The sequence below is a fragment of the Rhodococcus sp. NPDC057297 genome (assembly GCF_042667435.1).
Classification (GTDB): domain Bacteria; phylum Actinomycetota; class Actinomycetes; order Mycobacteriales; family Mycobacteriaceae; genus Rhodococcoides.
This window is the reverse complement of sequence record NZ_JBHUZE010000003.1, coordinates 498,336-522,090: the sequence shown is the minus strand read 5'-3', so window position 1 is coordinate 522,090 and position 23,755 is coordinate 498,336. Positions and strand designations below refer to the sequence as shown.

At 64.8% G+C, this 23,755-nt stretch carries 24 protein-coding genes; 8 read left to right on the top strand and 16 right to left on the bottom strand.

Annotation, left to right across the window (positions count from 1 at the left end; all coding sequences use genetic code 11):
* The first annotated feature begins 45 nt into the window (after nucleotides 1-45).
* Nucleotides 46-561: a nitroreductase/quinone reductase family protein gene (locus tag ACFULT_RS12465; RefSeq protein WP_019663268.1), complete on the top strand. Its 516-nt coding sequence runs from the start codon at nucleotides 46-48 to the stop codon at nucleotides 559-561.
* A 69-nt stretch (nucleotides 562-630) separates the two neighbouring features.
* Here ACFULT_RS12465 and fgd read toward each other — a convergent pair whose 3' ends face one another.
* From fgd to ACFULT_RS12410, 11 genes are all read right to left on the bottom strand, one after another.
* Complete coding sequence (fgd, locus tag ACFULT_RS12460) at nucleotides 631-1,644, bottom strand: glucose-6-phosphate dehydrogenase (coenzyme-F420) (protein ID WP_037107569.1); 1,014 nt, start codon at nucleotides 1,642-1,644, stop codon at nucleotides 631-633.
* 63 nt (nucleotides 1,645-1,707) lie between these two features.
* The gene (locus tag ACFULT_RS12455) at nucleotides 1,708-2,067 is read right to left on the bottom strand and encodes a YidH family protein (protein ID WP_037107572.1); all 360 of its coding nucleotides are present in this window, start codon (nucleotides 2,065-2,067) and stop codon (nucleotides 1,708-1,710) included.
* A gap of 31 nt (nucleotides 2,068-2,098) precedes the next feature.
* A complete protein-coding gene (locus ACFULT_RS12450) occupies nucleotides 2,099-3,118 on the bottom strand; it encodes an aldo/keto reductase (protein ID WP_378481603.1) in 1,020 nt (339 codons plus the stop codon).
* Nucleotides 3,115-4,461, bottom strand: a complete 1,347-nt coding sequence (locus ACFULT_RS12445; protein WP_378481602.1) for an LLM class flavin-dependent oxidoreductase — start codon at nucleotides 4,459-4,461, stop codon at nucleotides 3,115-3,117. The genes ACFULT_RS12450 and ACFULT_RS12445 overlap by 4 nt, the downstream gene beginning before the upstream one ends.
* Nucleotides 4,462-4,469: 8 nt before the next feature.
* The gene (locus ACFULT_RS12440) at nucleotides 4,470-5,366 is read right to left on the bottom strand and encodes an LLM class flavin-dependent oxidoreductase (RefSeq protein WP_019663263.1); all 897 of its coding nucleotides are present in this window, start codon (nucleotides 5,364-5,366) and stop codon (nucleotides 4,470-4,472) included.
* 29 nt (nucleotides 5,367-5,395) lie between these two features.
* On the bottom strand, nucleotides 5,396-5,716 hold the full coding sequence (locus ACFULT_RS12435) for a rhodanese-like domain-containing protein (protein ID WP_378481601.1): 321 nt from the start codon (nucleotides 5,714-5,716) through the stop codon (nucleotides 5,396-5,398).
* A 110-nt stretch (nucleotides 5,717-5,826) separates the two neighbouring features.
* Nucleotides 5,827-6,540 carry a GNAT family N-acetyltransferase gene (locus ACFULT_RS12430; RefSeq protein WP_378481686.1) on the bottom strand — a complete coding sequence of 238 codons (714 nt, stop codon included), beginning with the start codon at nucleotides 6,538-6,540 and terminating at the stop codon, nucleotides 5,827-5,829.
* 89 nt (nucleotides 6,541-6,629) lie between these two features.
* Complete coding sequence (gene cysC / locus ACFULT_RS12425) at nucleotides 6,630-8,483, bottom strand: adenylyl-sulfate kinase (protein ID WP_378481600.1); 1,854 nt, start codon at nucleotides 8,481-8,483, stop codon at nucleotides 6,630-6,632.
* The gene (gene cysD, locus ACFULT_RS12420) at nucleotides 8,483-9,415 is read right to left on the bottom strand and encodes a sulfate adenylyltransferase subunit CysD (RefSeq protein ID WP_378481599.1); all 933 of its coding nucleotides are present in this window, start codon (nucleotides 9,413-9,415) and stop codon (nucleotides 8,483-8,485) included. Before cysD ends, cysC begins: the two co-directional genes overlap by 1 nt.
* Nucleotides 9,412-10,218 carry a Stf0 family sulfotransferase gene (locus tag ACFULT_RS12415; protein WP_378481598.1) on the bottom strand — a complete coding sequence of 269 codons (807 nt, stop codon included), beginning with the start codon at nucleotides 10,216-10,218 and terminating at the stop codon, nucleotides 9,412-9,414. Before ACFULT_RS12415 ends, cysD begins: the two co-directional genes overlap by 4 nt.
* Nucleotides 10,219-10,300: 82 nt before the next feature.
* Nucleotides 10,301-11,662 carry a sulfatase gene (locus tag ACFULT_RS12410; RefSeq protein WP_037107591.1) on the bottom strand — a complete coding sequence of 454 codons (1,362 nt, stop codon included), beginning with the start codon at nucleotides 11,660-11,662 and terminating at the stop codon, nucleotides 10,301-10,303.
* 51 nt (nucleotides 11,663-11,713) lie between these two features.
* Here ACFULT_RS12410 and ACFULT_RS12405 point away from each other — a divergent pair, with 51 nt between their 5' ends.
* Nucleotides 11,714-12,580, top strand: coding sequence for a formylglycine-generating enzyme family protein (locus ACFULT_RS12405; protein WP_378481597.1), 867 nt, complete (start codon nucleotides 11,714-11,716; stop codon nucleotides 12,578-12,580).
* Here ACFULT_RS12405 and ACFULT_RS12400 read toward each other — a convergent pair.
* Complete coding sequence (locus ACFULT_RS12400; protein ID WP_378481596.1) at nucleotides 12,570-13,064, bottom strand: GNAT family N-acetyltransferase; 495 nt, start codon at nucleotides 13,062-13,064, stop codon at nucleotides 12,570-12,572. The genes ACFULT_RS12405 and ACFULT_RS12400 overlap by 11 nt on opposite strands.
* A gap of 165 nt (nucleotides 13,065-13,229) precedes the next feature.
* Between ACFULT_RS12400 and ACFULT_RS12395 the strand changes: the two genes are divergently transcribed.
* Complete coding sequence (locus ACFULT_RS12395) at nucleotides 13,230-13,709, top strand: winged helix-turn-helix domain-containing protein (protein WP_037107599.1); 480 nt, start codon at nucleotides 13,230-13,232, stop codon at nucleotides 13,707-13,709.
* 458 nt (nucleotides 13,710-14,167) lie between these two features.
* Complete coding sequence (locus ACFULT_RS12390; RefSeq protein ID WP_037107647.1) at nucleotides 14,168-14,374, top strand: dodecin; 207 nt, start codon at nucleotides 14,168-14,170, stop codon at nucleotides 14,372-14,374.
* 12 nt (nucleotides 14,375-14,386) lie between these two features.
* On the opposite strand, the gene ACFULT_RS12385 is transcribed toward ACFULT_RS12390, so the two are convergent.
* The 3 genes from ACFULT_RS12385 to ACFULT_RS12375 all read right to left on the bottom strand — a co-directional run bounded on the left by ACFULT_RS12385 (nucleotide 14,387) and on the right by ACFULT_RS12375 (nucleotide 16,467).
* A complete protein-coding gene (locus tag ACFULT_RS12385) occupies nucleotides 14,387-14,512 on the bottom strand; it encodes a hypothetical protein (protein WP_255122867.1) in 126 nt (41 codons plus the stop codon).
* Between the two features lie 36 nt (nucleotides 14,513-14,548).
* A complete protein-coding gene (locus ACFULT_RS12380) occupies nucleotides 14,549-15,367 on the bottom strand; it encodes an alpha/beta fold hydrolase (protein WP_378481595.1) in 819 nt (272 codons plus the stop codon).
* Between the two features lie 167 nt (nucleotides 15,368-15,534).
* Complete coding sequence (locus tag ACFULT_RS12375; RefSeq protein ID WP_378481594.1) at nucleotides 15,535-16,467, bottom strand: sulfite exporter TauE/SafE family protein; 933 nt, start codon at nucleotides 16,465-16,467, stop codon at nucleotides 15,535-15,537.
* 211 nt (nucleotides 16,468-16,678) lie between these two features.
* Here ACFULT_RS12375 and ACFULT_RS12370 point away from each other — a divergent pair, with 211 nt between their 5' ends.
* From ACFULT_RS12370 to ACFULT_RS12360, 3 genes are all read left to right on the top strand, one after another.
* Complete coding sequence (locus tag ACFULT_RS12370) at nucleotides 16,679-17,149, top strand: GNAT family N-acetyltransferase (protein WP_037107609.1); 471 nt, start codon at nucleotides 16,679-16,681, stop codon at nucleotides 17,147-17,149.
* A gap of 136 nt (nucleotides 17,150-17,285) precedes the next feature.
* On the top strand, nucleotides 17,286-18,968 hold the full coding sequence (locus tag ACFULT_RS12365; RefSeq protein ID WP_378481593.1) for a DUF222 domain-containing protein: 1,683 nt from the start codon (nucleotides 17,286-17,288) through the stop codon (nucleotides 18,966-18,968).
* A gap of 391 nt (nucleotides 18,969-19,359) precedes the next feature.
* Nucleotides 19,360-19,989 (top strand): hypothetical protein, encoded by a 630-nt coding sequence (locus tag ACFULT_RS12360; protein WP_094720665.1) that lies wholly within the window; start codon nucleotides 19,360-19,362, stop codon nucleotides 19,987-19,989.
* A 285-nt stretch (nucleotides 19,990-20,274) separates the two neighbouring features.
* On the opposite strand, the gene ACFULT_RS12355 is transcribed toward ACFULT_RS12360, so the two are convergent.
* The gene (locus ACFULT_RS12355) at nucleotides 20,275-21,561 is read right to left on the bottom strand and encodes an NtaA/DmoA family FMN-dependent monooxygenase (RefSeq protein WP_378481592.1); all 1,287 of its coding nucleotides are present in this window, start codon (nucleotides 21,559-21,561) and stop codon (nucleotides 20,275-20,277) included.
* A 216-nt stretch (nucleotides 21,562-21,777) separates the two neighbouring features.
* Here ACFULT_RS12355 and ACFULT_RS12350 point away from each other — a divergent pair, with 216 nt between their 5' ends.
* Nucleotides 21,778-23,637, top strand: a complete 1,860-nt coding sequence (locus tag ACFULT_RS12350) for an FAD/NAD(P)-binding protein (protein ID WP_378481591.1) — start codon at nucleotides 21,778-21,780, stop codon at nucleotides 23,635-23,637.
* Nucleotides 23,638-23,755 lie beyond the last annotated feature (118 nt).

The following is a 23,755-nucleotide window of genomic DNA, read 5'->3' as shown; positions in this document are numbered from 1 at the left end:
GGTTCCGCTGTTGACAGAAGGTGACCTGCGGTAGTCAGATCGGTCATGGCCGAATCACCGTTTCCCGATGTGCGCTGGGGCAGCGAAACGAGCTTCATCCGCACACCCGCCGTCGCGTTCGCCGCGACCAAACCAGGATCGTGGGTGATCCGGAACCTCGCAGGCGTCGACCGCAGGCTGCTCGAGCGAACGAACGGCCGGTTCACGATCCTCGGTCCCATCGCCGCGCCGGTGGTGCTCCTGACGACGACCGGCCGCAAATCCGGTCGACCCAGAACGTCCCCGCTGCTGTACTACCGCGAGAGCGACAAGCTGTACGTCGTCGGCAGCAACTTCGGGCAACAGCACCACCCGGCATGGACGTCGAACCTCCTCGCCGACCCCAACGCCACCGTCGCCATCGGGGGCAAGAAGATCCCCGTCACCGCCACCCCCGTCGTCGGCGCGGAGAAAGCTCGCATCTACGCGGCGTTCAACGACATGGTCCGCGTCTACGGGGAGTACAAGAACCGCACCGACCGGGACATGCGCATGTTCGAACTGGCGGCCGTGCAGCCCTGACCACCCGCATGGACGTGCCACCGCCTACGCGTTGCGGTGGCACATCCATGCCGGCGGGGAGCGGTCGAACTAACCCAACTTGCGCAGCCGCGGCGACAGGTCGCGCTCGAAGAGTTCGAGGAAGCGCTTCTGGTCGTGTCCGGGGGCGTGGAAGACGAGGTGGTTCAGGCCCGCGTCGGTGTACTGCTTGACCTTCTCCACGGCCTCGTCGGGGTCGGAGGCGACGATCCACCGCTTGGCGACCTGCTCGATGGGCAGTTCGTCGGCTGCTTTCTCCATTTCGATCGGGTCGTCGATGGAGTGCTTCTGCTCCGGGGTCAGTGACAGTGGCGCCCAGAATCGGGTGTTCTCCAGCGCGAGGTCCGGGTCGGTGTCGTAGGAGATCTTGATTTCGATCATCTTGTCGATGTCGCCTGCGTCGCGTTCGGCTTTGCCTGCGCCCTCTTCGACGGCGGGAAGCAGCTTGTCGGTGTAGAGCTCCATGCCCTTGCCGGAAGTGCAGATGAAGCCGTCGCCTGCGCGGCCTGCGTACCGGGCGACGACGGGTCCGCCTGCGGCGATGTAGACGGGGATTCCGCCTTCGGGGACGTCGTAGATCGACGCGCCCTTGGTCGTGTAGTACTCGCCGTCGAAGTCGACGCGATCACCGAGCCACAGTTCTCGCATCAGACGAACGGACTCGCGGAGGCGCGCGAAGCGTTCCTTGAATTCGGGCCATTCTCCGGTGAACCCGGTGGCGATCTCGTTGAGTGCTTCTCCGGTGCCGACGCCGAGCATGATGCGTCCCGGGTACAGGCAGCCCATCGTGGCGAATGCCTGGGCGATGACGGACGGGTTGTAGCGGAAGGTCGGGGTGAGGACCGAGGTGCCGAGCTGGATGGTCGTGGTTCGCTCGCCGACGGCCGTCATCCATGCGAGCGAGAACGGTGCGTGTCCGCCTTCGTGACGCCACGGCTGGAAGTGGTCGCTGACCGTCGCCGAGTCCATGCCGTGCTGCTCGGCGAGTACGCCCAGTTCCACGAGTTCACGTGGACCGAACTGCTCTGCCGACGCCTTGTATCCGAGTTTCAAAGCCTGTGCCACGCGCTACTCCCTCGTCGAAAGTCACTAGTACCTCGATTGTGCACTCCCGATGGAAACGGTGGGCTAGCGGATCCCCAGCACCGTGACAATTCCGGCCAGGACGGCAACTGCACCGATTCCGACGGCGAACACCCAGAGTTCCTTGGCGTCGGGCATCGGCGCTCCGGCTTCGAGTGCCCGGCGGACTTTCGACCAACGTCGCAATCCGACGGCCGCGGCCGAGGCCGCCAACCCGATCAACACCAGTCCGAGTGTCGTTCTCACCCACCCCGTGCTGAAGTCGGGAACGAGGTGGACGATGGCGATACCGCCTGCGAGCAAGCCGAGCGACGTGCGCATCCACGCCAGGAAGGTGCGTTCGCTGGCCAGGGTGAATCGTTCGTCCGGACGGGTAGCGGGTCCAGCAGGCGGCTCGTCGGTCACACTTCACATGATGCACCATCGGGTGGACGCGCTATTTCTTCGGGCGCAGCACCGTTCCGTGCACTCCGTGCTCGTCGACGGCGGCGAGCTCGGCGTCGTCCAGATCGGCGAAAGTGGTTGCTGCCAGGTTGTGTTCGAGTTGAGCGGTCGAGCTCGCACCGATGAGCGCAGTGGTGATCTCCGGACGGCGAAGAACCCACTGCAACGCCAGCTGAGGTAACGACTGACCACGTGCTTGTGCGATCTTGTTCAGCGCGGCGGCTCGCGCGAGGTAGACGTCGGAGATGTCGTCGGCGTTCAGGAAAGCACTGTCGGCGGCGCGTGAATCCGCCGGCACGGTGCCCTGCAGGTACTTGTCGGTGAGCAGTCCCTGTGCCAGCGGCGAGTAGGCGACCACACCGGTGCCGTCCTGAGCTGCAGTGTCCAGGTGACCACTCCGTTCGACGGTCCGATCGAAGATGGAGTACCTGGATTGGTGCACGAGCAGAGGTGTGCCCAGCTTCTCCGCGATGATCGCCGCGTCGTGAGCGCGCTCGGCGGTGTAGTTGGAGATGCCGATGTAGTGGGCTTTGCCCTGCGCCACGATGGAGGCCAGGGCTCCGATGGTCTCTTCCAGCGGCGTGTCGAGGTCCGGGCTGTGCGAGTAGAAGATGTCGACGTGATCTACCCCCAGGTCACGCAGGGTGATGTCGATGGAATCGAGCAGTGTCTTCCGTCCGCCACCGGCCAGGTACGGGCTCGCGCCGATGGGGTTGCCTGCCTTCGATGCGATGACGATCTCGTCGCGGTACTTCCCGAGATCGCTACCGAGTACGCGACCGAACACTTTCTCCGCGGCACGGAACGGTGGACCGTAGCGGTTGGCGAGATCGAAGTGCGTGATTCCCAGATCGAAGGCATGGAGGATGATCTCGCGCTGGGTCTCGAAATTGCGGTTGTCGCCGAAGTTCTGCCACAGACCGAGCGAGAACTCGGGAAGCGTCAATCCGCTTCTGCCGCTTCGGCGGAACTGCGCGTTGCCGTAGCGGTTCTCCGCTGCTGAGTAGGTCACGACGCTTTTCGGTCCGATGCGGCGTGCTCGTCGTCCAGACCGAGGTGGCCACGCAATGTGGTGGATGTGTATTCGGTGCGGTGGACGCCACGTTCCTGAAGGGCAGGAACGAGTTTGTCGACGAGGTCGTCGATACCGTCGCGCAGGTGGTAGGGGTTGATGTTGAATCCGTCGACGACGCGGTGGCGCACCAGCTCGGTCCAGCGGTCGGCAACCTGGGCCGGCGTACCCGAGTGGAAACGCGACGCGGGCGATACTTCGAGAACGAGCTCTCTGATGGACAACCCCTTGTCCGACGCCAGCTTTCGCCACCGCTCGATCTGGTCCAACTTCCCGGTGCGCGCGTCGATCGACAGCGTGCCCCTGGACGGATCGAGCTCGGTGTCCACCGGATCGATGTCCGGGAGCGGACCCTCCGGGTCGTACGCGGACAGGTCTTTGCCCCAGTAGTGTTCGAGGAACGCGATGGCGCGAACACCGTTGTGCGCGTTGGATCGCAGCCAGCGTACCTTCTCTTCGGCCTCGTCGGGAGTGTCCCCGAGGACGACTGTCACGCCGGGCAGAATCCTCACGGCATCCGCCGCCCGCCCGAACGCCGCGGTTCTGGTACGGAGATCGCGGGCGTAGGCGACGGCGTCGTCGTAGGCGTTGTTGGCCGAGAACACGACGTCGGCGTGACGCGCGGCGAGATCGCGGCCGCCCGTCGAGTCGCCGGCCTGGAACAGTATCGGTCGACCTTGCGCGCTGGCTGGGACGTTCGGCGTCGCGTGCGCTGTCAGAAGGTCGGTGTCCGAGCCGATCTTCTCACCGGCCCAGTACTGCTTGGCGAGTTCGACGACCTGTGTTGCGCGCTCGTATCGACGTTCGTGGGCGAGCCACCCGCCACGCCGGAAGTTCTCACCGGTCCAGGCATTGTCGGTGGTGACGATGTTCCAGCCTGCGCGCCCCTCGGAGAGCGCGTCGAGGCTCGCGAGGCGCCGAGCAAGTTCGACCGGCAGGCTGTACGTGGTGTTCTGCGTTGCGACGAGCCCGATGCGCTCGGTGACGCTCGCGAGTGCCGCGAGTTGGGTGATGGCGTCGGGCCGGCCCGCGATGTCGGTGGACAGGATGGCGCCGCGGTTCTCGCGAACGCGCTGGCCGTCACCGAGGAAGAAGGCGTCGAACAGTCCGCGTTCGAGCTTCTGCGCGACCTCGACGAACGTGTCCGTGGCGACCTGGTCGGGGGCGTTCGGGTCCTCCCACACGGTCTGGGCACCGATGCCGGGGTAGAAGACTCCGAGGTGGATCTGCGCGTTCTCGTCGTAGGCGGCACCGGTGTCGGGATGGCTGTCGATGGTCGACAAGAGTTCTCCTAGTTCTGTGCCGTCACGGCGTAGCGGCTGACGGGACGGTCGAGTCCGAGGTTCTCTCGGAGTGTGCGGCCCGGTTCCGGGCGGCGCAGTACCCCTGCCTCGGCCAGTGCGGGCGCGACCCTGTCGATAAGGTCACCGAGCTCCTCGGCGGATGCCGGCGTGAACCGCACTCCGTCGACGACACCGACGAGCGGCGAAACATCGTCCGTCACGGACACATCCGCGAACACCAGCCGGTCGTGCTCGGCGGCCGAGGTCGGATCGTCGACGAGGACGATGTCGAGCAGATCGGCGATACCGAGGTCCGCGCGACCGATGACGACGATCTGACCCTGCGGCGAGCGCGGAGTGATGAGTGGTCCGACGACGTCGAAGAACTCTCCTTCGAATCGAACGTGGTGAACCTTGTCCGGGTCGAGGTACCTGCCGGTCGCGGTGTCGCGGATGACAGCGTCGTCCTCCCACGAATCCCACAGTCGCCGTGCGAGATCGACGACGTCGCGTACTTCCCGCGTGATCGCGTCGGCGTCGCGCACGTCGGTCCCCACTGCATCGTGGGCTGCGCTGCGATTGTCGGCGCCGACGACCCAGGCACCGCGTCCGTGCGAGGTGTGATCGAGGCTCGCCAGCTGGGTGGCGAGGAAGAACGGCTCGGTGGTGAGCGTGTGGACCGTCGGCCCCAGTCCGATCGTCGACGTCGTGGACGAGACGAACGCGGCACGAGTGCCTGCGTCGATGCGGTATTCCTCGTCGGCTTCGGGAACGAGCGCATCCCCGAACGTGACGAGTGTGAACCCGGCGCGTTCGGCGGCTGTCACCGCTTCCTTCAGTGCCCTCGGCGATTCGTTGCGGCCGTCCAGTTCGACAGCCAGAAGTAGTCCGTTTCCTGTGCTCACTGCGTGTGCACCCTTCTCTGCTGATGGACTCAGTCGACCGTGGGGACGCCGTGCTCTTTCAGTGCAGGAAACCCACCGTCCACGTGCGAGACGTCGGTGTAGCCGAGCCCCTTCAGTTCGTCGACGACGGGGCCGGAGCCCTGGACGGATCCGCAGAACACGACGATCGGCTCGTCACGATCACGGTCGGCGGCGCCGAACTCGGCCTCGACGGCAGCCTTGTCGACGACGATGGCTCCGGCGACGGTGCCGAACTCGATTCGCGACTTCTCACTTCGGACGTCGATCAATGTCGCGGTGGCGGAAGCTGCCTCGGCGGGAGAGATCAGTGATGCGTCGTTCGAGCTCATGGTCCTTCTTTCACGAAAAGGTGGCGTTACTTGCCTGAATCAACCAACTATCTTTCCCCACGGACCGGGTAGGAAAAAGGATTGGGATCAGCCTGAGTCGAATGGACACCTCAGGCCGGAGTGCGTACCAACGTCAGTTCCGAACGCTGGCGCAGCTCGAACCCGATGGACAGGTACAACCGAATGGCGTTCTCGTTCGACGCCGACGCGTGCAGAAACGGCTTCTCGCCGCGTTCCCGGATACCGTGCCCGACGGCACGCACGAGTTCGGTGGCCAGGCCACGACCACGGTAGGCCGAATCGGTGCAGACAGCGCTGATCTCGGTCCACCCCTCCGGGTGCATCCGCTCCCCCGCCATCGCGATCAGCGCACCCCCGGCATCGGCGTCACGGATCCCGAGGTAGGTTCCGAGCTCGAACGTCCTCGGCAGGAACGGTCCCGGCTTGGTGCGGTCGACGAGATCCAGCATCTCCGGAACATCGGATGCACCGAGTTCGACGGCATCCGCATACGGCCGCGTCTCGAGATGAGTCCCGATGAGCTGGACGAGGCCGAACTGGTCGATCAGCTCCCAGCCGTCGGGAATCACGTGCCCGGTGCCGCGCAGCGACACGATCTCACCGTGGCCGAACAGTTCGACGATGTCGTTCCAATCGGACTGCTCGAGAACTGGCGGGTGCCCGAGGAACGGCGCGACCTCCGGGTCGAAGCGGAAACTGCGGCCCACCGTGCGCGCGAACCTGGCGTGCGCTCCCAGCAGTGAACTGCGAATCGGATCGTCGAGCGGGTGACCCGCCTGCTCGTCGAGGAAGTTGATGCTCACCGTGTGCCTTTCGAGAACTCTCTGCCCTTCATCACATCGATCCAACGCAGCACCTGCTCCACCGATTCCTGCGAGGACGACGAGTGTGCTCATCCCCGGTCCAGCACGGCCAGGACCTGGGTCACGAGGTCGTCGATGTCGGCGCCGGTGGTGTCGATGGTCAGGTCGGGCGACGACGGCGGCTCGTAGGGTGCGTCGATCCCGGTGAGTCCCTCGAGCTCGCCGGCGCGGGCACGCTTGTACAGACCCTTGGGGTCGCGGCGCTCGCATTCTTCCAGCGGCGTGCTGACGGCGACCTCGACGAAGGTGAGACCTGCAGCGTCGTTGAGGGCGCGCGCGACGGCCCGATCGGATTCGAGAGGCGAGACGAGGGATGCGATGGCCACGACGCCTGCGTCGGCGAGCAGCCTCGTCAGATGCCCGACGCGTCGGATGTTCTCGGCTCGGTCGCCTGGGGTGAATCCGAGGTCGTCGGACAGTCCGTGCCGGACGTTGTCGCCGTCGAGAAGATATGCAGCGCGGCCCGATTCGACGAGCGCGCGCTCCAGTGCGACGGCGACGGTCGATTTGCCCGACGCCGGCAACCCGGTGAACCACACCGTCGCTCCGTGTTGACCGGTGGACGACCATCGGTGGGCGCGGTCGAGAGCCGACGGGTGCCATTTGATGTCGTTGCGGGTCTGTTCGCCGGGTTTGACCTCGCGGGCCTCGGAGATCGTGCCTGCGCCGACGGTGTCGTTCGACGTCTCGTCGATGAGGATGAAGGCACCGGCGTCGCGGTTGTCCGTGTACGGGTCGGCGAGGATCACCGAGGACGTTCGCAGTGTCACGGTGCCGATGTCGTTGAGCGTCAGTTCGACCGGTTTATCCTGCTCGTCGAGAGTTTCGGGATCGAGCCGGGAGTGCAGTGCCTGCACGGTCGCACGCACGGTCGACGCCGTGTGCTTGAGCGCGACGCGATCACCGGCGCGCAGCGGGGTGTCGCCGAACCAGCAGACGGTTGCCTCGATCTCGCGGGCGAGGACCGGAACGTGTGCGGCCTCGGCGCCGCTGACGACGACGTCGCCGCGACCGATGTCGATGTCGTCGGCGAGGGAGATGGACACCGAGAGCGGTGCCACCGCGGTGGAGCGGTTGTCGTCGAGTGTGTCGAGCGCGGTGACGGTACTGCGCGCTCCGGACGGGAGAGCCACCACGGCGTCACCGACCTGCAGCGTTCCGGCGGACAGGCGACCGGTGTAGCGTCGCCGCTCGTTCGCCGTGGGTCGCGACGCCCATTGGATGGGAAGGCGCAGTTCCTCCGGACGTGTTGCAGGAGCGACGAGTTCGACGGATTCGAGGTACTGGAGCAAGGTGGGGCCGGTGTACCACGGGGTGTTGGTCGATCGGTGGACGACGTTGTCGCCGTCCTTGGCCGCGAGTGGGATCACCGTCAGATCGGTGGCGCCGAGACGGCCGGCGAGCGTGTGCAGCTCGGCTTCGACGTCGCGGAACTTGTCTTCCGCATAGTCGATCAGATCGATCTTGTTGACGGCGGCGACCAGGTGCCGGACGCCGAGCAGCGACGAGATCCGTGCGTGCCGTCTGGTCTGCCGCAGCACGCCTGCCCGGGCGTCGACGAGGAGAACGGCGACGTGAGCGGTCGATGCGCCGGTGAACATGTTGCGGGTGTACCGCTCGTGACCCGGTGTGTCGGCGAGGATGTAGCTGCGGTTCTCGGTGGAGAAGAACCGGTAGGCGACGTCGATGGTGATGCCTTGTTCCTGTTCGGCGCGCAATCCGTCGGACAGGGCCGCGAGGTCGGGGACACCGTCGTCGCGCGTCACTGCTTCGAGGTGATCGAGGGGCAGGCTGTCGGTGTCGAACATGAGCCGTCCGATGAGCGTGCTCTTGCCGTCGTCGACCGAGCCCGCGGTTGCCAGTCGCAGTAGTTGCCGTGTCATCAGAAGTACCCCTCGCGCTTGCGATCTTCCATCGCGGCCACCGAAGTCCGGTCGTCGGCGCGCGTCTCTCCCCGTTCGGATACCGTCGCGGCCGAGATCTCCCCGATCACTCCGGCGATGTCGGTTGCATGGCTACGGACGGCGCCGGTGATGGTGAGATCACCGACGGTGCGGTATCGAACCCATTCCGTCGCGGCCTGTTCGGTCTCGGCCGGAGATGTGAATTCCGAGGTGGCGAGCAGAATTCCGTCTCGGACGAACACCTCGCGCTCGTGCGCGAAGTAGATCGACGGGAGCTCGAGGCCTTCGAGTTCGATGTACCGCCAGATGTCGAGTTCGGTCCAGTTGCTGAGCGGGAACACGCGCACCTGCTCGCCGCGTCTGATTCGGCCGTTGTACAGCGACCACGGCTCGGGCCGCTGCGCACGAGGATCCCACTGCCCGAATGCATCTCGGAAACTCAGTACGCGCTCTTTGGCACGTGCCCGTTCCTCGTCGCGTCGCGCACCGCCGAAGGCAGCATCGAACCGGCCCGCCTCGAGGGCGTCGAGCAGCGTTCTGGTCTGCAGTCGGTTCCGCGAGCCGTTGGGGCCACCGATCTCGCTCGCACGCCCGGAGTCGATGGATTCCTGCACGGAGGCGACGATCAGTCTGTGTCCCGCCGTTTCGAGCCTGCGATCACGGAACTCGATGACCTCGGGGAAGTTGTGCCCGGTGTCCACGTGCATCACCGGGAACGGAAGCGGTGACGGACGAAACGCTTTCTCCGCCAAACGAAGGAGAACGATCGAGTCCTTGCCCGCGGAGAAGAGGAGAACAGGACGTTCGAGTTCGGCCACCACCTCGCGGATGATGTGCACGGCCTCGGCTTCGAGAACGCGGAGCTCGTCCACGTGAGTGACGTCGGGGGTCACCTCGTCGGTGGTCGTCATACTGAAATCCTTTCTGCGCGGTAACGCTCGATCCAGTCGTTCGACCTGTCGTTGCCCTGCCGCTGCAGGGCGGGCGGCGGCGCCAACTCCGGATCGAGCCCCAAGGCGACGAGCACCCTGGCGACCTGTCCGGTCGTGTCCGATGCCAGCTCGTGGTAGTCGATGTCGAGGGGTTCGACACCGGCCTCGCCGAACCATCGCGCCCACTGCCGCTCCTGATCCTCCAGAATGGCGTGGAGATGAGCGATGCCGTCGGCGTTGTACTCGGCGCGAGCGTCCACCTCCGGGTCGGCACGGCCACGCCACACCTGGGTCTGCACGGCACGCCACATCGACACCGCCTGCGCCACAGTGTCTTTCCGTGCGACATGCACCAGAAGAACGTCCGGGCCCAGTACGTCCTCGATGGCGGTCTTCAGGTCGCCGGCGTCCGGATCGTCGGCCTGCCGGCCTGCCACTCCGTCGGCCCATGCGGTGAGCAGCGGCGTCTGGTTCCACATGAGCTTGCCGCCCCACACTCCGTTCGGGGTGCGCCCGGCGTCGAGAATTCGGGCGCGCCACTCCTGCGGCGTCTCCATCGACGGTGTTCCGGGCTTCCACGGCGCGAGCAATCGAAGGATGTTCTCGTCGTCGACGCCGGCGAACCACTCACGCGGCTGAGGCGCCAGCGACGTGCTCGGGAGGTACTGGAAGAACTCCTGTGGCTCGCCCGCCTGTCCGGTTGCACGAAGCGATTCGACGAGCAGGGTGCTTCCGCTTCGCTGTGACGCGAGGACGAGGTACGAACGCGGCTGATCGCTCATGCCGGGAATACTAGACACACGCGAAACACTTTGCACAACAGGATTTTCGATCCTGTTGCGTCAAATCATTGCCAAACCGAACTCAGTGTGCAGCGGTACCGTCCTGCGTGCCCTCCGCTATTCCGCGCTCGGACGACAGCGGAGATCGCGACGGTAGTTTCAGGCCTTTGGTGACGAGGTAGTCGTGGGTGTAGCGGTCGGAAATGCGCGACCCGACGAAGTCCGACGGAATCACGTCTCGCGTGGTTTCACGCCACGTGTGCAACCTCAGAGCCAGGTCCTCGGCGATGGCACGGTACTCAGTGTCCTCGTGCAGATTCACTGTCTCCCCCGGGTCGCTCCGCAGATCGTAGAGCTCGTTGCGTGCACGCGGTGAACGCACCGATTCGGCCACGGCCTGGCCCGACGGGCTCTCCTCGATGTCCCACGGCAGATCGAGTTCGGGACGTTCGGCGTAGTTCTCGATATAGCTGAAATCCTTCGTCCGCACGGCGCGGATGGGATCGAAGGAGTCGTGGTACGTCTTCGAGGTGAACACCTCGTCGCGCACCGGCGCGCGGCCCGAGGCGAGATTGTCTGCGTGCGAGAGCCCTTCCACCTCGTCGGGCACGGGTGCACCCAAGAGGTCGAGCAGGGTGGGCACCAGGTCGACGCCGCTGAAGAGGTCGTCGTAGACCCGGGGCGCCAGGCCGCGATCGGTCGGCGGCCTGACGATCAACGCAATCCCCGTCCCCGCCTCGTACAGGGTCGACTTCGCTCGGGGAAACGCCGGACCGTGATCGGTCATGAACACGACCCACGTCGAACGGTCGAGACCGGTCTCCGCGAGCGTGTCCAGCAACTCCCCCACCGCGGCGTCGGCGACGGTGATCGATCCGTGGAATTCGGCGAGGTCCTCGCGGACCTCCGGGGTGTCGGGCAGGTAGTCGGGAAGCTCCACGGCATCGGCGTCGTCCGGGGTGTACCGCTCGGCGGGGTACGGACGGTGTGTCTCGAAGAATCCTGCGGTCAGGAAGAACGGCTCGGTGCGATCCTCGCGCAACCAGGCGTCGGCCTTCTCCACGACGTATTCGCAGTACGAGTTGGAGACGTCGTAGGAATCGAAGCCCAGCCGGGACGGAAACGAGGACTCGTGTTGCATGCCGAACAGGGCGGTCTGCCAACCGCATTCGGCGAGCAGCGAGGGCAACGTCTGCACCCCCGGGCGATACTCCCACCCATGGTGGGCCAATCCGACCAGTCCGTTGCTGTGCGGATAACGGCCGGTGAAGAGCGATCCTCGCGACGGTGAGCACAGCGGCGCCGTCGCGTGCGCGTGAGTGAAGAGAAAGCCTTCTGCGGCAAGCGCGTCGACTCGCGGGCTCGATACCGAACGGTGCCCGTACGCGCCGAGATGCCGCCCCAGATCGTGCCAGTGGATCAGCAGGACGTTCTCTTTCGTCATTCCTATTGCCTAGCACATGTCCGGCCCTCACTCAGGGGCACAGGTGGCAGCATGGTGAGCATGAGCGGTGGATGCTGTGCGCCCGATCGCAACGAATCGAGTAGGCGTCGGGACCTTCCCGGGCACGGCGCGGACCCGGGCACCCTGGTCGACGTGCCCGGTGGAACGTTTCTGATGGGGTCGGAGGATCCCCTGGCGTATCCGGCCGATCTGGAGGGTCCGGTCCGCCGCGTTCAGGTCGCGTCGTTCTCGATCGCGCCGACGACGGTCACCGTCGCCGAGTTCGACGCGTTCGTGTCCGCGACCGGATACGTCACCGACGCCGAGCAGTTCGGTGATTCCCTCGTCTTCGCCGGATCGCTCCCCGCCGAGGACTCGTCGCCCGCGGTCACCGCGACGCCGTGGTTCCGCGTCGTCTCCGGGGCGTCGTGGCGGCGGCCGTCGGGCCCGGCGTCGTCGATCAGCCCCATGGCCGATCACCCCGTCACCCACGTGTCCCGGCGCGACGCCGACGCGTACTGCGCGTGGGTCGGGGCGTCGTTGCCCAGCGAGGAGCAGTGGGAGTACGCGGCGCGCGGCGGGTTGGAACAGCAACCGTTCCCCTGGGGGGCGGACGAATCGCTCGACCGGATGAACACGTGGCGCGGTGAGTTCCCCGGCGAGCACGTCGACACGGTGTTCACCGCACCCGCGACATCGTTCGAGCCGAACGGCTACGGCCTCTACAACACCACCGGCAACGTCTGGGAATGGACCACCGGAACGTTCGACGCCGCCCGCCGCGACACCCGGGCCGTCATCCGCGGTGGGTCGCACCTGTGCCACGCCAGTTATTGCCGGCGATACCGAACCTCGGCGCGATCGGGCGTCACCGAGGACACCTCCAGCAGTCACATCGGATTCAGGCTCAGCCGGTGAAGACTTTCTCGAAGGTGTTCGAGAACGGCATGGCCTCGTAAGGCGGGAAGATCGGGATGCGCGTGTAGCCGCTCTTCTCGTACAGGCGCACGGCGTCGGGCTGGCGGTCGCCGGTCTGCAGGATCAGGCGCGGCAGTCCGAGCTCGCGGGCCGCGTGCTCCGATGCGGTGAGCAAGGCCGCGGACACTCCGGTTCCGCGGTGATCCGGATGGACGTACATGCGCTTGAGTTCCAGGTCGCCGGCGTTCCATCGGACGGCCGCGTGCCCGACGGGTGTGTCTCCCGCGTAGACGACGATGGTGCGGTGCACGGTGTCCGGGTCGACGGCATTCGCCTGCGTGCGGGCCAGGTCCGCGGTCCTATCGGCGTACCGCGGCCCGACCTCCGCGGCCATCGCCGCGCGCAAGGCTTCGGCATCGGTGTGGTCCCACGGGACCTCCTCGATCCGGAGGGCCACTGCCACCAGGTCGTTCTCGACGTTCACGCCGAAAAGTCCATCACCGCCGGCCGTTGCACGTCAACGGTTTCGATCACACAGATCCTCTCGATTTCGATCACCTCGAGCGAATATCTTCCCAAGTGCGCATCGAGAAGTTTCCATGGACCGACGTCGGGACTTACCCGTCTTACCCAACATGCCGGGGAGAGAATGACTGTCGAAGACACCGTGGTGCTGCACATCTCCGACACGGGTACGCCCTCCCTGGAGGGCCTGTCCAGGGCGCAGCTGCACGCGCTTGCGGATGCACTGCGTCGGACCACCGAGACATTCGCTCCGGGCGCACGGATCCTGACGAGGTTCGACGTTCGGTTCAACGACCGCAATTCACCGCTGGTGATCGATCTACCTGCACGAGACGTCGTGCTCGGCGGCAAGAGTGTGCCGTTGAGTCACACCGAGTTCGAGATCTTTTCACGTCTGGTGCGCAACCCTCGGGTCGTCGTCGGACGCGACGAACTGACAGGCAGCGGGCTGGGCCGCAGTGTGGACGTTCATCTTTCGAGAGTGCGTACCAAGCTCGGATCGTTCGGTCGGCTCGTGACCACGGTGCGCGGTACCGGATACCGATTCGACCCGGAACCAGGCGTGCGCGTGGTGACCGAACCCACATCACTACGCAGTGCGTGAACACGGCTGTCAGCGGCCGATCCACGTGCTTGACGATGTGTTCTGGGGCGACGGTGTTCCTGGTTGCACACAAATCGGCTCGGCAGGGTACATCCGATCCGGCCGTGACGAAGCGGTCGGTGTGCAATCAGAAGCATTCACGAGGATCGTGCGAACGAGCGTGCCGTGTGATCGACCAGCACTCTGCCTGGACCCAAGCACTCGAATGAAAGACCCTGCAGTTTCGGAGAACTCGGCCTCGTCGACCGAGGTCCGGACGCTGTTCACTTCATGCCGATGCCCGAGTGTGGTCCGCCGTCGAACGAGAAACCGCCCTTCGAATCACGGTGATTCTTCCTCGCACGGCCTCGACCAGCGCCGACAGCACACTATTTCCCAATTCTGTTTCGAAGTCGGCATCGCAGGAGAAGTATCAGCAGTCGGAAAGTTCACCAGACCACAGAGGAGCGAAAGAACCCATGAGCGACAACATCTACCGTGTCACCGAGATCGTCGGAACCTCCACCGAGAGCACGGACGACGCCATCCGAAAGGCGATCGCGCGCGCGAACACCACCCTCCACAACCTCGACTGGTTCGAGGTCCTCGAAACCCGCGGTCACATCGAAAATGGATCGATCGCTCACTTCCAGGTGACGATCAAGGTCGGGTTCAAACTGGAGTGAGGTGCAGCGTCCTCACCACCCGCGCCGGGCATGCTCGGCGTGGGTGCGCAGGTACGCCCCCGGGGCGAAGTGAGTGTCGTAGAAATCCAGGTCGATGTTCTGGGCCTGCAGATACATCAGCACGTGGACGGTGGGCACGGTCGGCGAGGGCGGCCCGTCACGCGTCGGTGATCATCAGCCTCGCCATGACGGTTCCTCCTCGTGGACGACAAGTGATGCGGCACCGGCACGTTCGAGAACGAAATCGGCGACGATGGCAGCGGTTCGACGATGCCCGGTCTCGTTCAACACGTCGTGCCTGGCGCCCGCGATCTCGCGGAGTTCGAGTTCACGAGCTCGTCCCGCCCAGGTCCGGACGTTGTCGATCGGCGACACCGTGTCGGCGTCGCCGTGCACTGCGAGCGTCGGCACCCGCACCGATGCCAGGTCGAGGTCGAACCTGTCCCACGCCCTCTGCAGCTCGGTGCCCAACAGCCGACCCGAATCTGCACTGACGAATGCGAGGGGGTCGTTGATCAACGCGTCGAGGTAGAACGGGTCGGCCGACAGTTCACTCGGATCGAGATCGAATCGAGCGTTGTCTGGGTCCAACCACGGGATGGGAGCCAGCGTCGCACCGGAGATCACAGCGGCGACGTAGCGATCCGGCTCGTCCAGGACCGACAGCGTCGCGACAACCGAACCGAGCGAGTGCCCGATCACGACGGCAGGCACGTCGGGCACACTCACCCTGGCGAGCGAGGTGAGAGTGCCCGCGTCCGATTGCAGATCACGCAGCGACCCGAAGTCCCCGCGGTCCCCCGACGACAGCCCGTGGCCGATCAGATCCAACGCCCACACGTCGATACCGTCGGCGCTGAGAGAATCCGCGAACCGGTGATAGAGACCGGAATGTTCTCCGTAGCCGTGGAGGAACACTACGTTCGCGCGCGGCACCTCCGCGGCCCAGTGCCTGTAGTAGGTCGGTCCCCGCGCCCCGTCGAAGAATGGCATCCTCGAAGTCCACCACCAGCGCAGAACCTCGTCAATGGTTCGAATCGGGCACGTTCGTAATTCCGGTGTGTCAGCGCGAGCCGAGGTGGTACTCGCCGTACGTGGTGAGCCCCGCGAACATGGTCGATCCGAACCCGATCAGGGCCGATCTGGTGGACAACGCGAGCTCAGACAGCAACTTCCTCCTGCGCATTGGTCTTCGCCTCCTCCGAGATCTTGTCCGCCGATTCGTTCTCGCGGTCCTGCAGGTACGCCTTCAGTGAGAATGCGAAGCACCCCACCCAGGCCACGACGATGGTGACGTACGCAGTGGCCTGGACTGCGCCGCTGAGCTCGAACCAACCACTCCGGAACAGGCTCCGCGTGTTGGTGAGCACGATGATGCCGCCCACCGAAGCCCCCAACAAACGAGGCGGAACGTGACGGACCAGCCACGCCGCGAGAGGAGCCGCGACAACGCCACCGGCAAGGATCGCCAAGACCCAGCCGATGTTGATTCCCTGCGAGCCGAGGCTGAACAGGAAGCCCAGGCTCGCGGCGAGCGCGATCACGAACTCGCTCGTGTCGATCGAACCGATGACCTTCCGAGGCTCGAGCCGTCCGCTGGCGAGAATGGCCGGGGTTCCCACCGGCCCCCACCCGCCTCCGCCGGTGGCGTCGACGAAGCCCGCGAGCAACCCGAGGGGCGCCAGGAACCGCTTGCGCAGCGGCTTTCCGAGATTTCCCCGAGGAATCCCCTGGACGGTGAACCTGATCAGGATGTACAACCCCAGGCCCAGAAGGATCAACGCCATGACGGGTGCTGCGGCTTCGGTGGACAGGTTGGACAGAACCGTCGCTCCGACGAATGCACCCACTGCACCGGGCAGGGCGATCCGCCGAACGACCGTCCAGTCGACGTTACCGAACTTCCAGTGCGACAGACCGGAGATGAACGTGGTTCCGATCTCCGCCAAGTGCACGGTGGCCGATGCGGCCGCGGGATTGGTGCCGATGGCGAGCAGAAGCGTCGTCGTCGTGACGCCGTACGCCATACCGAGAGCGCCGTCGACGAGTTGGGCCGCAAGCCCCACGATGCCGATAAGAATGATTGTTTTCACTGCGTGTGCTCCATGAGTCGAGTGAATAATGTTCGGGTGCAGGTCAGATCGACCCACAACACCTCGGCAACAGCGCGTTCGACATCCGCCCATGCAACCCATCGACGCGTATTACGTCAAGGGTTGAAATCACCCTGGATTTCGGCGAATTCGTTGGATCCGATGACCATCGCTGTATTACTTGCTCGAACCGTCGATCTACAGTGACTTCATGACTCCTGTAGTGCGAAGACCGGGTCGAGACGAATCCGAGGCGATCGCTCGGATGCACACTGAGGCCTGGCGCACTACATACGGAGGGTCGGTTCCCGACACCTACCTCGACGAGGGTTCGATCACACGGCGAACTCAGCACTGGCGGACAGTACTCGAACCGAAGGAAGAGGGCCAGGATGTTGCAGTTGCAGTGGAGGATTCCGGCATCATCGGGATTGCACACTGCGGCCTCGAAGACGGCCGACGCAAGCTGTTTGCACTCTACGTTCTGGAAGCGTTCCACGGCACCGGCGTCGGGCAGCTACTGCTCGATGCTGTATTGACCGACGAACCGACCGAACTCTGGGTCGCCCAGACGAACCGACGTGCCATGAAGTTCTATCGACGCAACGGCTTCGAGCCCGACGGTGCAGCCCAGGACCTCCTTGGGATCGACGGTTACGTCACCATCCGGATGGTGCGCTGAGCACCGCTGTGTCGGTGGCATGTGGTAGCAGCCCCACCTACGAAATCGATTGCCCCGCAGCATTACAACCCTTGCACGCGGTTGGGTGTCACGGTATATTCGAACATACGTTCCCATGAGCCGGGGGGTTCACCGTATGCCACGCACCGCACCACGCAGCACATTCGCCCGATGCGCAGGACCACAACCACAACCCACCATCGACCCCACCCTGCTGACCCAACTTGCCGACGCAGCACGTGAGGAAAACCAAGCCTGCGCCCGCAAAATCGCACTTGCCGCGCAGATCTGGGACTCCTGCATAAACCAGACCGTCCAGATCGGCGACTTCATCACCGACGCCGGAAACTACGCCGCCTCCGAAACAGCCGCGACCCTCGGCTGCTCCAAAACCGTCGCCGACACCCTCGCCGAGATCGGCATGGACCTACGCCTGCGCCTACCCGCCATCGCCGCCGCATTCGCCGACGGCGACATCGACGTCGCACGCATCCGCGCCATCTACCGCACCACCGCCGGCCTCACCGCAGACGCCGCCCACCGCATCGAAACCGAAACCCTCACCGCAGCCCGACACCTCTCCCCGGGCCCCCTCGCCACTGAAATCAACGCCATCATCACTCGAACCGCACCCGACGAAGCCGCAGCCAACCGCAAAGACGTCACCGACAAACTCACCTCACTGCGCTACCGCGACAAAGACCTCATCGCCACACTCGAAGCCAACCTCCCCGCAGCCCAAGCCGCCGCCTGCTGGCAACTGATCACCGAAATGGCCGCCACCCTCTGCCCCCGCGACCCACGCACCCGGAGTCAACGCCTCGCCGCAGCATTCGTCACACTCATCCACCGCGACACCCACCTCACCTGCACCTGCACACCCGACGACGACAAACCCTGCACCGCCAACCCCCAACTCCCCGACCGCCGCACCCCACTGACCAGCATCACCATCGACGTCGACACCCTCCTCGGACTCCGCGACCTCCCCGCCTACCTCGCAGGCCACGGCATCATCGACCCTGAATACGCCCGAGAACTGGCAGCCAACAGTCACTTCAACATCATCCTCACCGACGCCACAAACCTCGCCGACCGCACAGGCATCACCACTGCCCCGGCACAACCACGACCGACGCACATCAGTTTCAACCCACTCGGCCGCGGTCGACGTCGCAGCGGACTCGCACTCCCCACTCCATCCACACCGCCGACCCCAACACCTCGACAGTGCAACGAAAACTACAGCGGCACCTATCAACTCATCGATGCACTCGAAGCCGCCATCAAAACCAACCCCGCACTCGCCGTCCCGCTCTACCCCGACGGCCACGGCGGACTCACCACCCCACCACCCGGCGCACTGACCTACCGACCCGGCACCGCGCTCGCAGACCTCGTCCGACACCGCGACCGCACCTGCCGCCACCCCGGATGCGACGTCCCCGCAGCCGGCTGCGAGATCGACCACATCATCGCCTTCGACCACCACAACCCCACCCGCGGCGGCTGGACCATCCTCACCAACCTCCACTGCCTCTGCAGGTACCACCACTCCCTCAAAACCATGGGCGCCTGGACACCCACCATGCTCGCCGGAGCCGCCGAATACTGGAAGTCGACTTCCGGCACCACCGCAGTCACCCTCCCCGGAAACACCACCGGCCGAACCGACCTGGCCCCGAGCTCACTCCTACCCCACATACCGAAGAAACGACGACAACCCCACCACCGCACCGACAAACCCGAATCCGATCCCGACAACACCACCGCCCCGCCGTCCTACGCAGAGGACACCGATGACCCCGCACCGTTCTGACAGGCGCAGCACAGTCGTCGAGAAACAAACCTGTGCGGACTGCAGCACTGTGGTGGAATGGCAGGGTGACCCGTCCGGATTCCTCGGTGTCGATTCCGCCTGTGGTGCGGCGCCACGCGGGCAGCTCCGAGATAGAGCCGGTCTGGCTGAACGAGTTAGGTGGACTGACCTTCCGTGCCGGACAGGTGTTCGTGAAATGGTGTCGACTGGACGTGCAGATCGACCTTGCTGTCGAGGCCGACAAGATGGGTACCCACCATCATGAGTACGGAGTGGAACTACGGCCATCGGTTCACCAGCGAAGTTCTGGACGGCTACGGCATCGAACTGGACCGCCGGAAACTGGATTTCTACTGCCGACTCTAGGACGAGACATGAATGCGGGGAGAACATGAGAAACGATCTCAGCAGCGTTGTCGATCACGTGTCCGGCCAGAATCCCGGCCACACGGTGAGAGTGGCCGTCGACGGGATCACTGCATCGGGAAAGACCACTACTGCGGCCGCACTCGTCTCTGCTCTTCGCGATCGAGGTCGTCCTGTGATCGCGTTGTCCATGGACGGTTTTCACCACCCTCGAGTCCACAGGCATCGACGCGGACGACTCTCCCCAGACGGGTATTACCTGGACGCCTACGACTTCGATGCGTTGATCGAGCACGTACTGATGCCGCTCGGGCCGAATGGTTCGGGGTACTACCGGGAAGCAGTCATAGACCTTGCGACGGATACACCGTTGGAGGCGCCCAGGTCGAAGGCCCCGTCACAGGCAGTACTCGTCGTCGACGGCACTTTTCTACAGCGACCGGGGCCGAACTTGCATTGGGACAGCACTGTGTTCGTGGACACCGATTTCGACACCGCCCGTGCCCGCGGCATTACTCGCGACGCAGAATCGTTCGGCGGCGCCGACGCGGCGGGACAAGCGTTCGACCTGCGTTACCACGCGGCCTGCCGTCGTTACCTCGACGAAGTCGATCCGAAATCGGCGAGCGACTTCGTCGTGCACAACAACACGTAATCTGGAAGCTCCGGCGCTGGAACCGAGCACACCGAGGAACGAGAGCCGCCGATCAGCTGGTCGCAATTCAGCCGTGAACCGACAAGTCGACTGCAGCCTGCGCACAGCCGACTCCGCACGCGGTGTGACTGTCGAACCATCGCAGGTCGAACAAGCGCCTCAGCCAGGTCATCACTGCAACCTAGACCGATGGACGCCCCTGCGGGACCCTTCGAATCACGATGATTCTTACCCAACGCGGTGACACCCTGCGCGGGATCCGAGCCGACCGTCTCGAGCTTGCTCCTAAAAGCGCGCGAGAGGAGGGAGTTCGAGATTCTCCCTGAATGTGCCGCCGAGATAGTCATTTCCGACGATCCCGCGGCGTCGAAGCTCCGGCAGCAATCCGTTCTCGACGAAATCGCGTGTGCGTGGATCACCGAGACCGCCAAGACTGATCACGTCGAGGACCCCGGCGTCGTACCGTTGCGCGATCACGTCGGCCAGCTGCTCGGGTGTCCCGGACTCGGCCCAATGTCCGGTGTCCTTCGAGGCGATGATCAACTCGCGCAGCGTCTTTCCCTCCGCGGCGAGCTTGCCGAATATCTCCACTCGTCCACGACGGCGGTTGACTGTCTTCGGGTCGGGCAGCAACTCCACCGGGATCGGCTTGTCCAACGACAGCTCCGACAGGTCGATTCCGCCTCCGAGCATGTCCTCCAACCGTGCGCGTCCGGCGACGAAGTCCAGAGTGCCGATCGACTCCTCGACCCGCTGTCGGGCCTCGGCTTCCGTCGCACCGTACGTTGCGTGGAACGAACTGAAGATCAACGGAAGTTCGTCACCGCGCCCCAACTCGGCAGCGCGGGCTCGGATGGTCTTGGTGTAAGTGATGGCATCCTCGAGGGTCGCCAGCGACGTGAAGACGACTTCGGCGAAACGCGCTCCGAGTTCGATTCCTCCGGCAGACTGTCCGGCCTGAAATTGAACGGGCCTGCCCTGAGGAAGCGACGGAATGTTCAGCGGCCCTTGGACGGTGTAGTACGTGCCGCGATACTCGATGGGTCGCACCAACGACGCATCCAACACCGCGCCGTCGGAACCCGGCACCAGCGCGCCCGGCTTCCAGCTGTCGAAGAGTGCGTTCACCACTTCGAGCGACTCGGTGGCACGTGCGTACCGTTCTTCGGGACTCGGCAGGTCCTGATCTCCGTAGTTCTCCTCCCCCAGCGAGGACGTCACCGCGTTCCAGGCGGCCCGTCCGTTGCTGACGTGATCCAGCGTCCCGAACAGTCGCGCCAGGTTGTACGGGTGATGGAACGTCGTGGTCACGGTCGCGATCAACCCGATGTCCGTGGTCACACCCGCCAGCGCCGCAAGGTAGATCAGTGGCTCCTGGGCCCCGATCGCCCCCTGTGCACCGAAACTCAACAGGTCCGCGGCGAACAACGCGTCGATCTTGTTGTTCTCGGCGATCTTCGCGATCTCGATCGACGACGCGAGGGTGGACCGCGTCGGGTCGACCGCGGCGTCGTACACGTCGAGGCCGCCGCTGACCCCGGTGACCGTCTTGAGTGTTCGACGTCTGCTCATCGGGTAAACACCATGGACATCTGCACCTCACCAACGAACGAGAACGAACAGGAAAGCCGCCGTGGACACAGCACACGCGGCAGAGCAACACGCAAGTTTAAGGAGCTTCGACGGCCCTGAACAGAAATAGAATCAGCGTGATTCTGCGTTGACTCTTCAATGCGACTCCCGCAACAATCAGGCGGTACTACCAGGGTCGACGGAGGCACCAGAACTATGAGCACCACCCCCGCGCACCGTATTGCGATCGTCGGTGCGGGACCGCGCGGTACCGGTGTCCTCGAGCGACTGCTCGCCCATCTCGACGCGACGCCGGGGCGCCGCGTCACCGTCGACGTCTTCGATCCTTTTCCGGCCGGCGCCGGCCGCATCTGGCGAGGCTCGCAACCGCCGCTGCTGTGGATGAACTCGGTCGCCGCCGACGTCACCATGTTCACCGACGACACCACCGTGGTCGCCGGGCCGGTCTCGACCGGCCCGACTCTCGCCGAATGGGTCGAGAGCAACCTCGAATCCCTCCGCGACGACCCGGCGCTCACCGCCGAGCTTGCCGATTTCACACCCAGGTCGTTCGCTTCGCGGACACTGCAGAGCCGCTACCTGGAGTGGGTCTTCGCGCGAGCCGTGACGGACGCTCCTGTGGATGTCACGGTGCATCGCAACACCGTCGTCGACATCGTCGACGACGAGCCCGGGCAGCGCCTGATTCTCGACGACGGTTCGGTGGTCGGGGTCGATGTCGTGCTGTTGTCCCAGGGCCATCCGGACGCCCTGCCGTCGTCCGCCGAGAAGTATCTGCACACGTTCGCCGATACCCACGGACTGACGTACGTCGGGCCCGGATACACGGCCGACCTGGATCCGGACGTCGTCCCGGAGTCGGAACCCATCCTGGTGGCAGGCCTGGGGCTCGCGTTCGTCGACTGGATGGTGTTGCTCGCCGAAAGCCGCGGTGGAACGTTCTCGCGGCTACCGGACGGAACTTTGACCTACCGGCCGTCGGGCCGTGAGCCGACAATCTATGCAGGCTCGCGCCGCGGCGTGCCGTACCACTCGAAGATCGGCTACGACATCGCCGCCGCCCGGCCACCGCTCCCGAAGTACTTCACCGCCGACGGCTTCCCCGGGGACGGGTTTCTCGACTTCCGGCGCGACGTGTGGCCGACCGCAGCGAAAGAGCTTGCCGGCGCTCACTATCACGAGCTGTTCGCCTCGCACGCCGACCGCACCACCGGCACGTGGCAGGATTTCGAGATCGAGTTCGACGCTGTCGCCTGGGGTTCCAAGGAGTCGGCAGCCCTGGTCGAGCGGTTCGTACCCAAAGACGACGACCGTATCGATCTCGCTCTGATCGATCGCCCTCTCACCGGTGAGACGTACGACAGCGTCGACGACGCCACCGCGCGCATCATCGGATACATCGAATCGGACCTGGCCCGACGCGCCGATCATCACTACAGTAGCGACGCAGCGGTGTTCAACGCGCTGCTGTCGGTGTACATGACCACGGGAGAATTGCTGAGACGCGGTCGAATTCCTGCCGAGTCGGTAGCGCAGGACATCGAAGGGTGGCTGCACTCGTTCTTCAGTTTCATCGCCAGCGGCCCTCCTCCACAACGTCTCGAACAGCTGCGCGCGCTCGCGTCGAGCGGGATCGTTCGGTTCCTCGGCCCCGACACCACGTTCAGTGCCGATACCAACGCCGGCGTGTTCACGGCTCGGAGCGCGTCACACGACGACACCGTCACCGCGCGAACGCTCGTCGACGCCAGACTTCCCGTCGCGTCCATCCGATCCAGCGGGGACGCACTGCTTCGCTCCCTGCACGAACGTGGACAGATGGTGGAGGTGCGCGCCAACGAACGCAGTGCCGCCAAGATCTCCGTCGACGGACGGTCCCGAATCCTGCACTCCGACGACAGCGTTCACCCCGCTCGATTCGCGGTCGGTCCTTGGGTCGCGGGTCACACCTGGTCCTCTGCCTTCCCGCGACCTCGGACCAACGCCGGATTCTTTCGCCACAACGATGCGCTCGCCGTGGAACTTCTCGCGTCGAACGCCGACGAATCACGCTGATCCATACTTATATTCACGGAAACGTAAACTGTTGTCAGGGCTTCACGGTGCATGTTGGCTGAGCGGATGCGCACATTCCTGACAGGCCGAAGATCGACCCGCAGGGCAGCGGTCGCCC

What these genes read in the sequence shown, in the direction of transcription:
- cysD (WP_378481599.1), bottom strand. Translation starts at nt 9,415, where the DNA reads ATGACGACCACCGACGAGGTGACCCCCGACGTCACTCACGTGGACGAG.
- ACFULT_RS12405 (WP_378481597.1), top strand. Translation starts at nt 11,714, where the DNA reads ATGGTGAGCATGAGCGGTGGATGCTGTGCGCCCGATCGCAACGAATCG.
- cysC (WP_378481600.1), bottom strand. Translation starts at nt 8,483, where the DNA reads ATGACACGGCAACTACTGCGACTGGCAACCGCGGGCTCGGTCGACGAC.
- ACFULT_RS12355 (WP_378481592.1), bottom strand. Translation starts at nt 21,561, where the DNA reads ATGAGCAGACGTCGAACACTCAAGACGGTCACCGGGGTCAGCGGCGGC.
- ACFULT_RS12410 (WP_037107591.1), bottom strand. Translation starts at nt 11,662, where the DNA reads ATGACGAAAGAGAACGTCCTGCTGATCCACTGGCACGATCTGGGGCGG.
- ACFULT_RS12465 (WP_019663268.1), top strand. Translation starts at nt 46, where the DNA reads ATGGCCGAATCACCGTTTCCCGATGTGCGCTGGGGCAGCGAAACGAGC.
- ACFULT_RS12415 (WP_378481598.1), bottom strand. Translation starts at nt 10,218, where the DNA reads ATGAGCGATCAGCCGCGTTCGTACCTCGTCCTCGCGTCACAGCGAAGC.
- ACFULT_RS12435 (WP_378481601.1), bottom strand. Translation starts at nt 5,716, where the DNA reads ATGAGCTCGAACGACGCATCACTGATCTCTCCCGCCGAGGCAGCTTCC.
- ACFULT_RS12390 (WP_037107647.1), top strand. Translation starts at nt 14,168, where the DNA reads ATGAGCGACAACATCTACCGTGTCACCGAGATCGTCGGAACCTCCACC.
- ACFULT_RS12360 (WP_094720665.1), top strand. Translation starts at nt 19,360, where the DNA reads ATGAGAAACGATCTCAGCAGCGTTGTCGATCACGTGTCCGGCCAGAAT.
- ACFULT_RS12380 (WP_378481595.1), bottom strand. Translation starts at nt 15,367, where the DNA reads ATGCCATTCTTCGACGGGGCGCGGGGACCGACCTACTACAGGCACTGG.
- ACFULT_RS12350 (WP_378481591.1), top strand. Translation starts at nt 21,778, where the DNA reads ATGAGCACCACCCCCGCGCACCGTATTGCGATCGTCGGTGCGGGACCG.
- ACFULT_RS12370 (WP_037107609.1), top strand. Translation starts at nt 16,679, where the DNA reads ATGACTCCTGTAGTGCGAAGACCGGGTCGAGACGAATCCGAGGCGATC.
- ACFULT_RS12395 (WP_037107599.1), top strand. Translation starts at nt 13,230, where the DNA reads ATGACTGTCGAAGACACCGTGGTGCTGCACATCTCCGACACGGGTACG.
- ACFULT_RS12365 (WP_378481593.1), top strand. Translation starts at nt 17,286, where the DNA reads ATGCCACGCACCGCACCACGCAGCACATTCGCCCGATGCGCAGGACCA.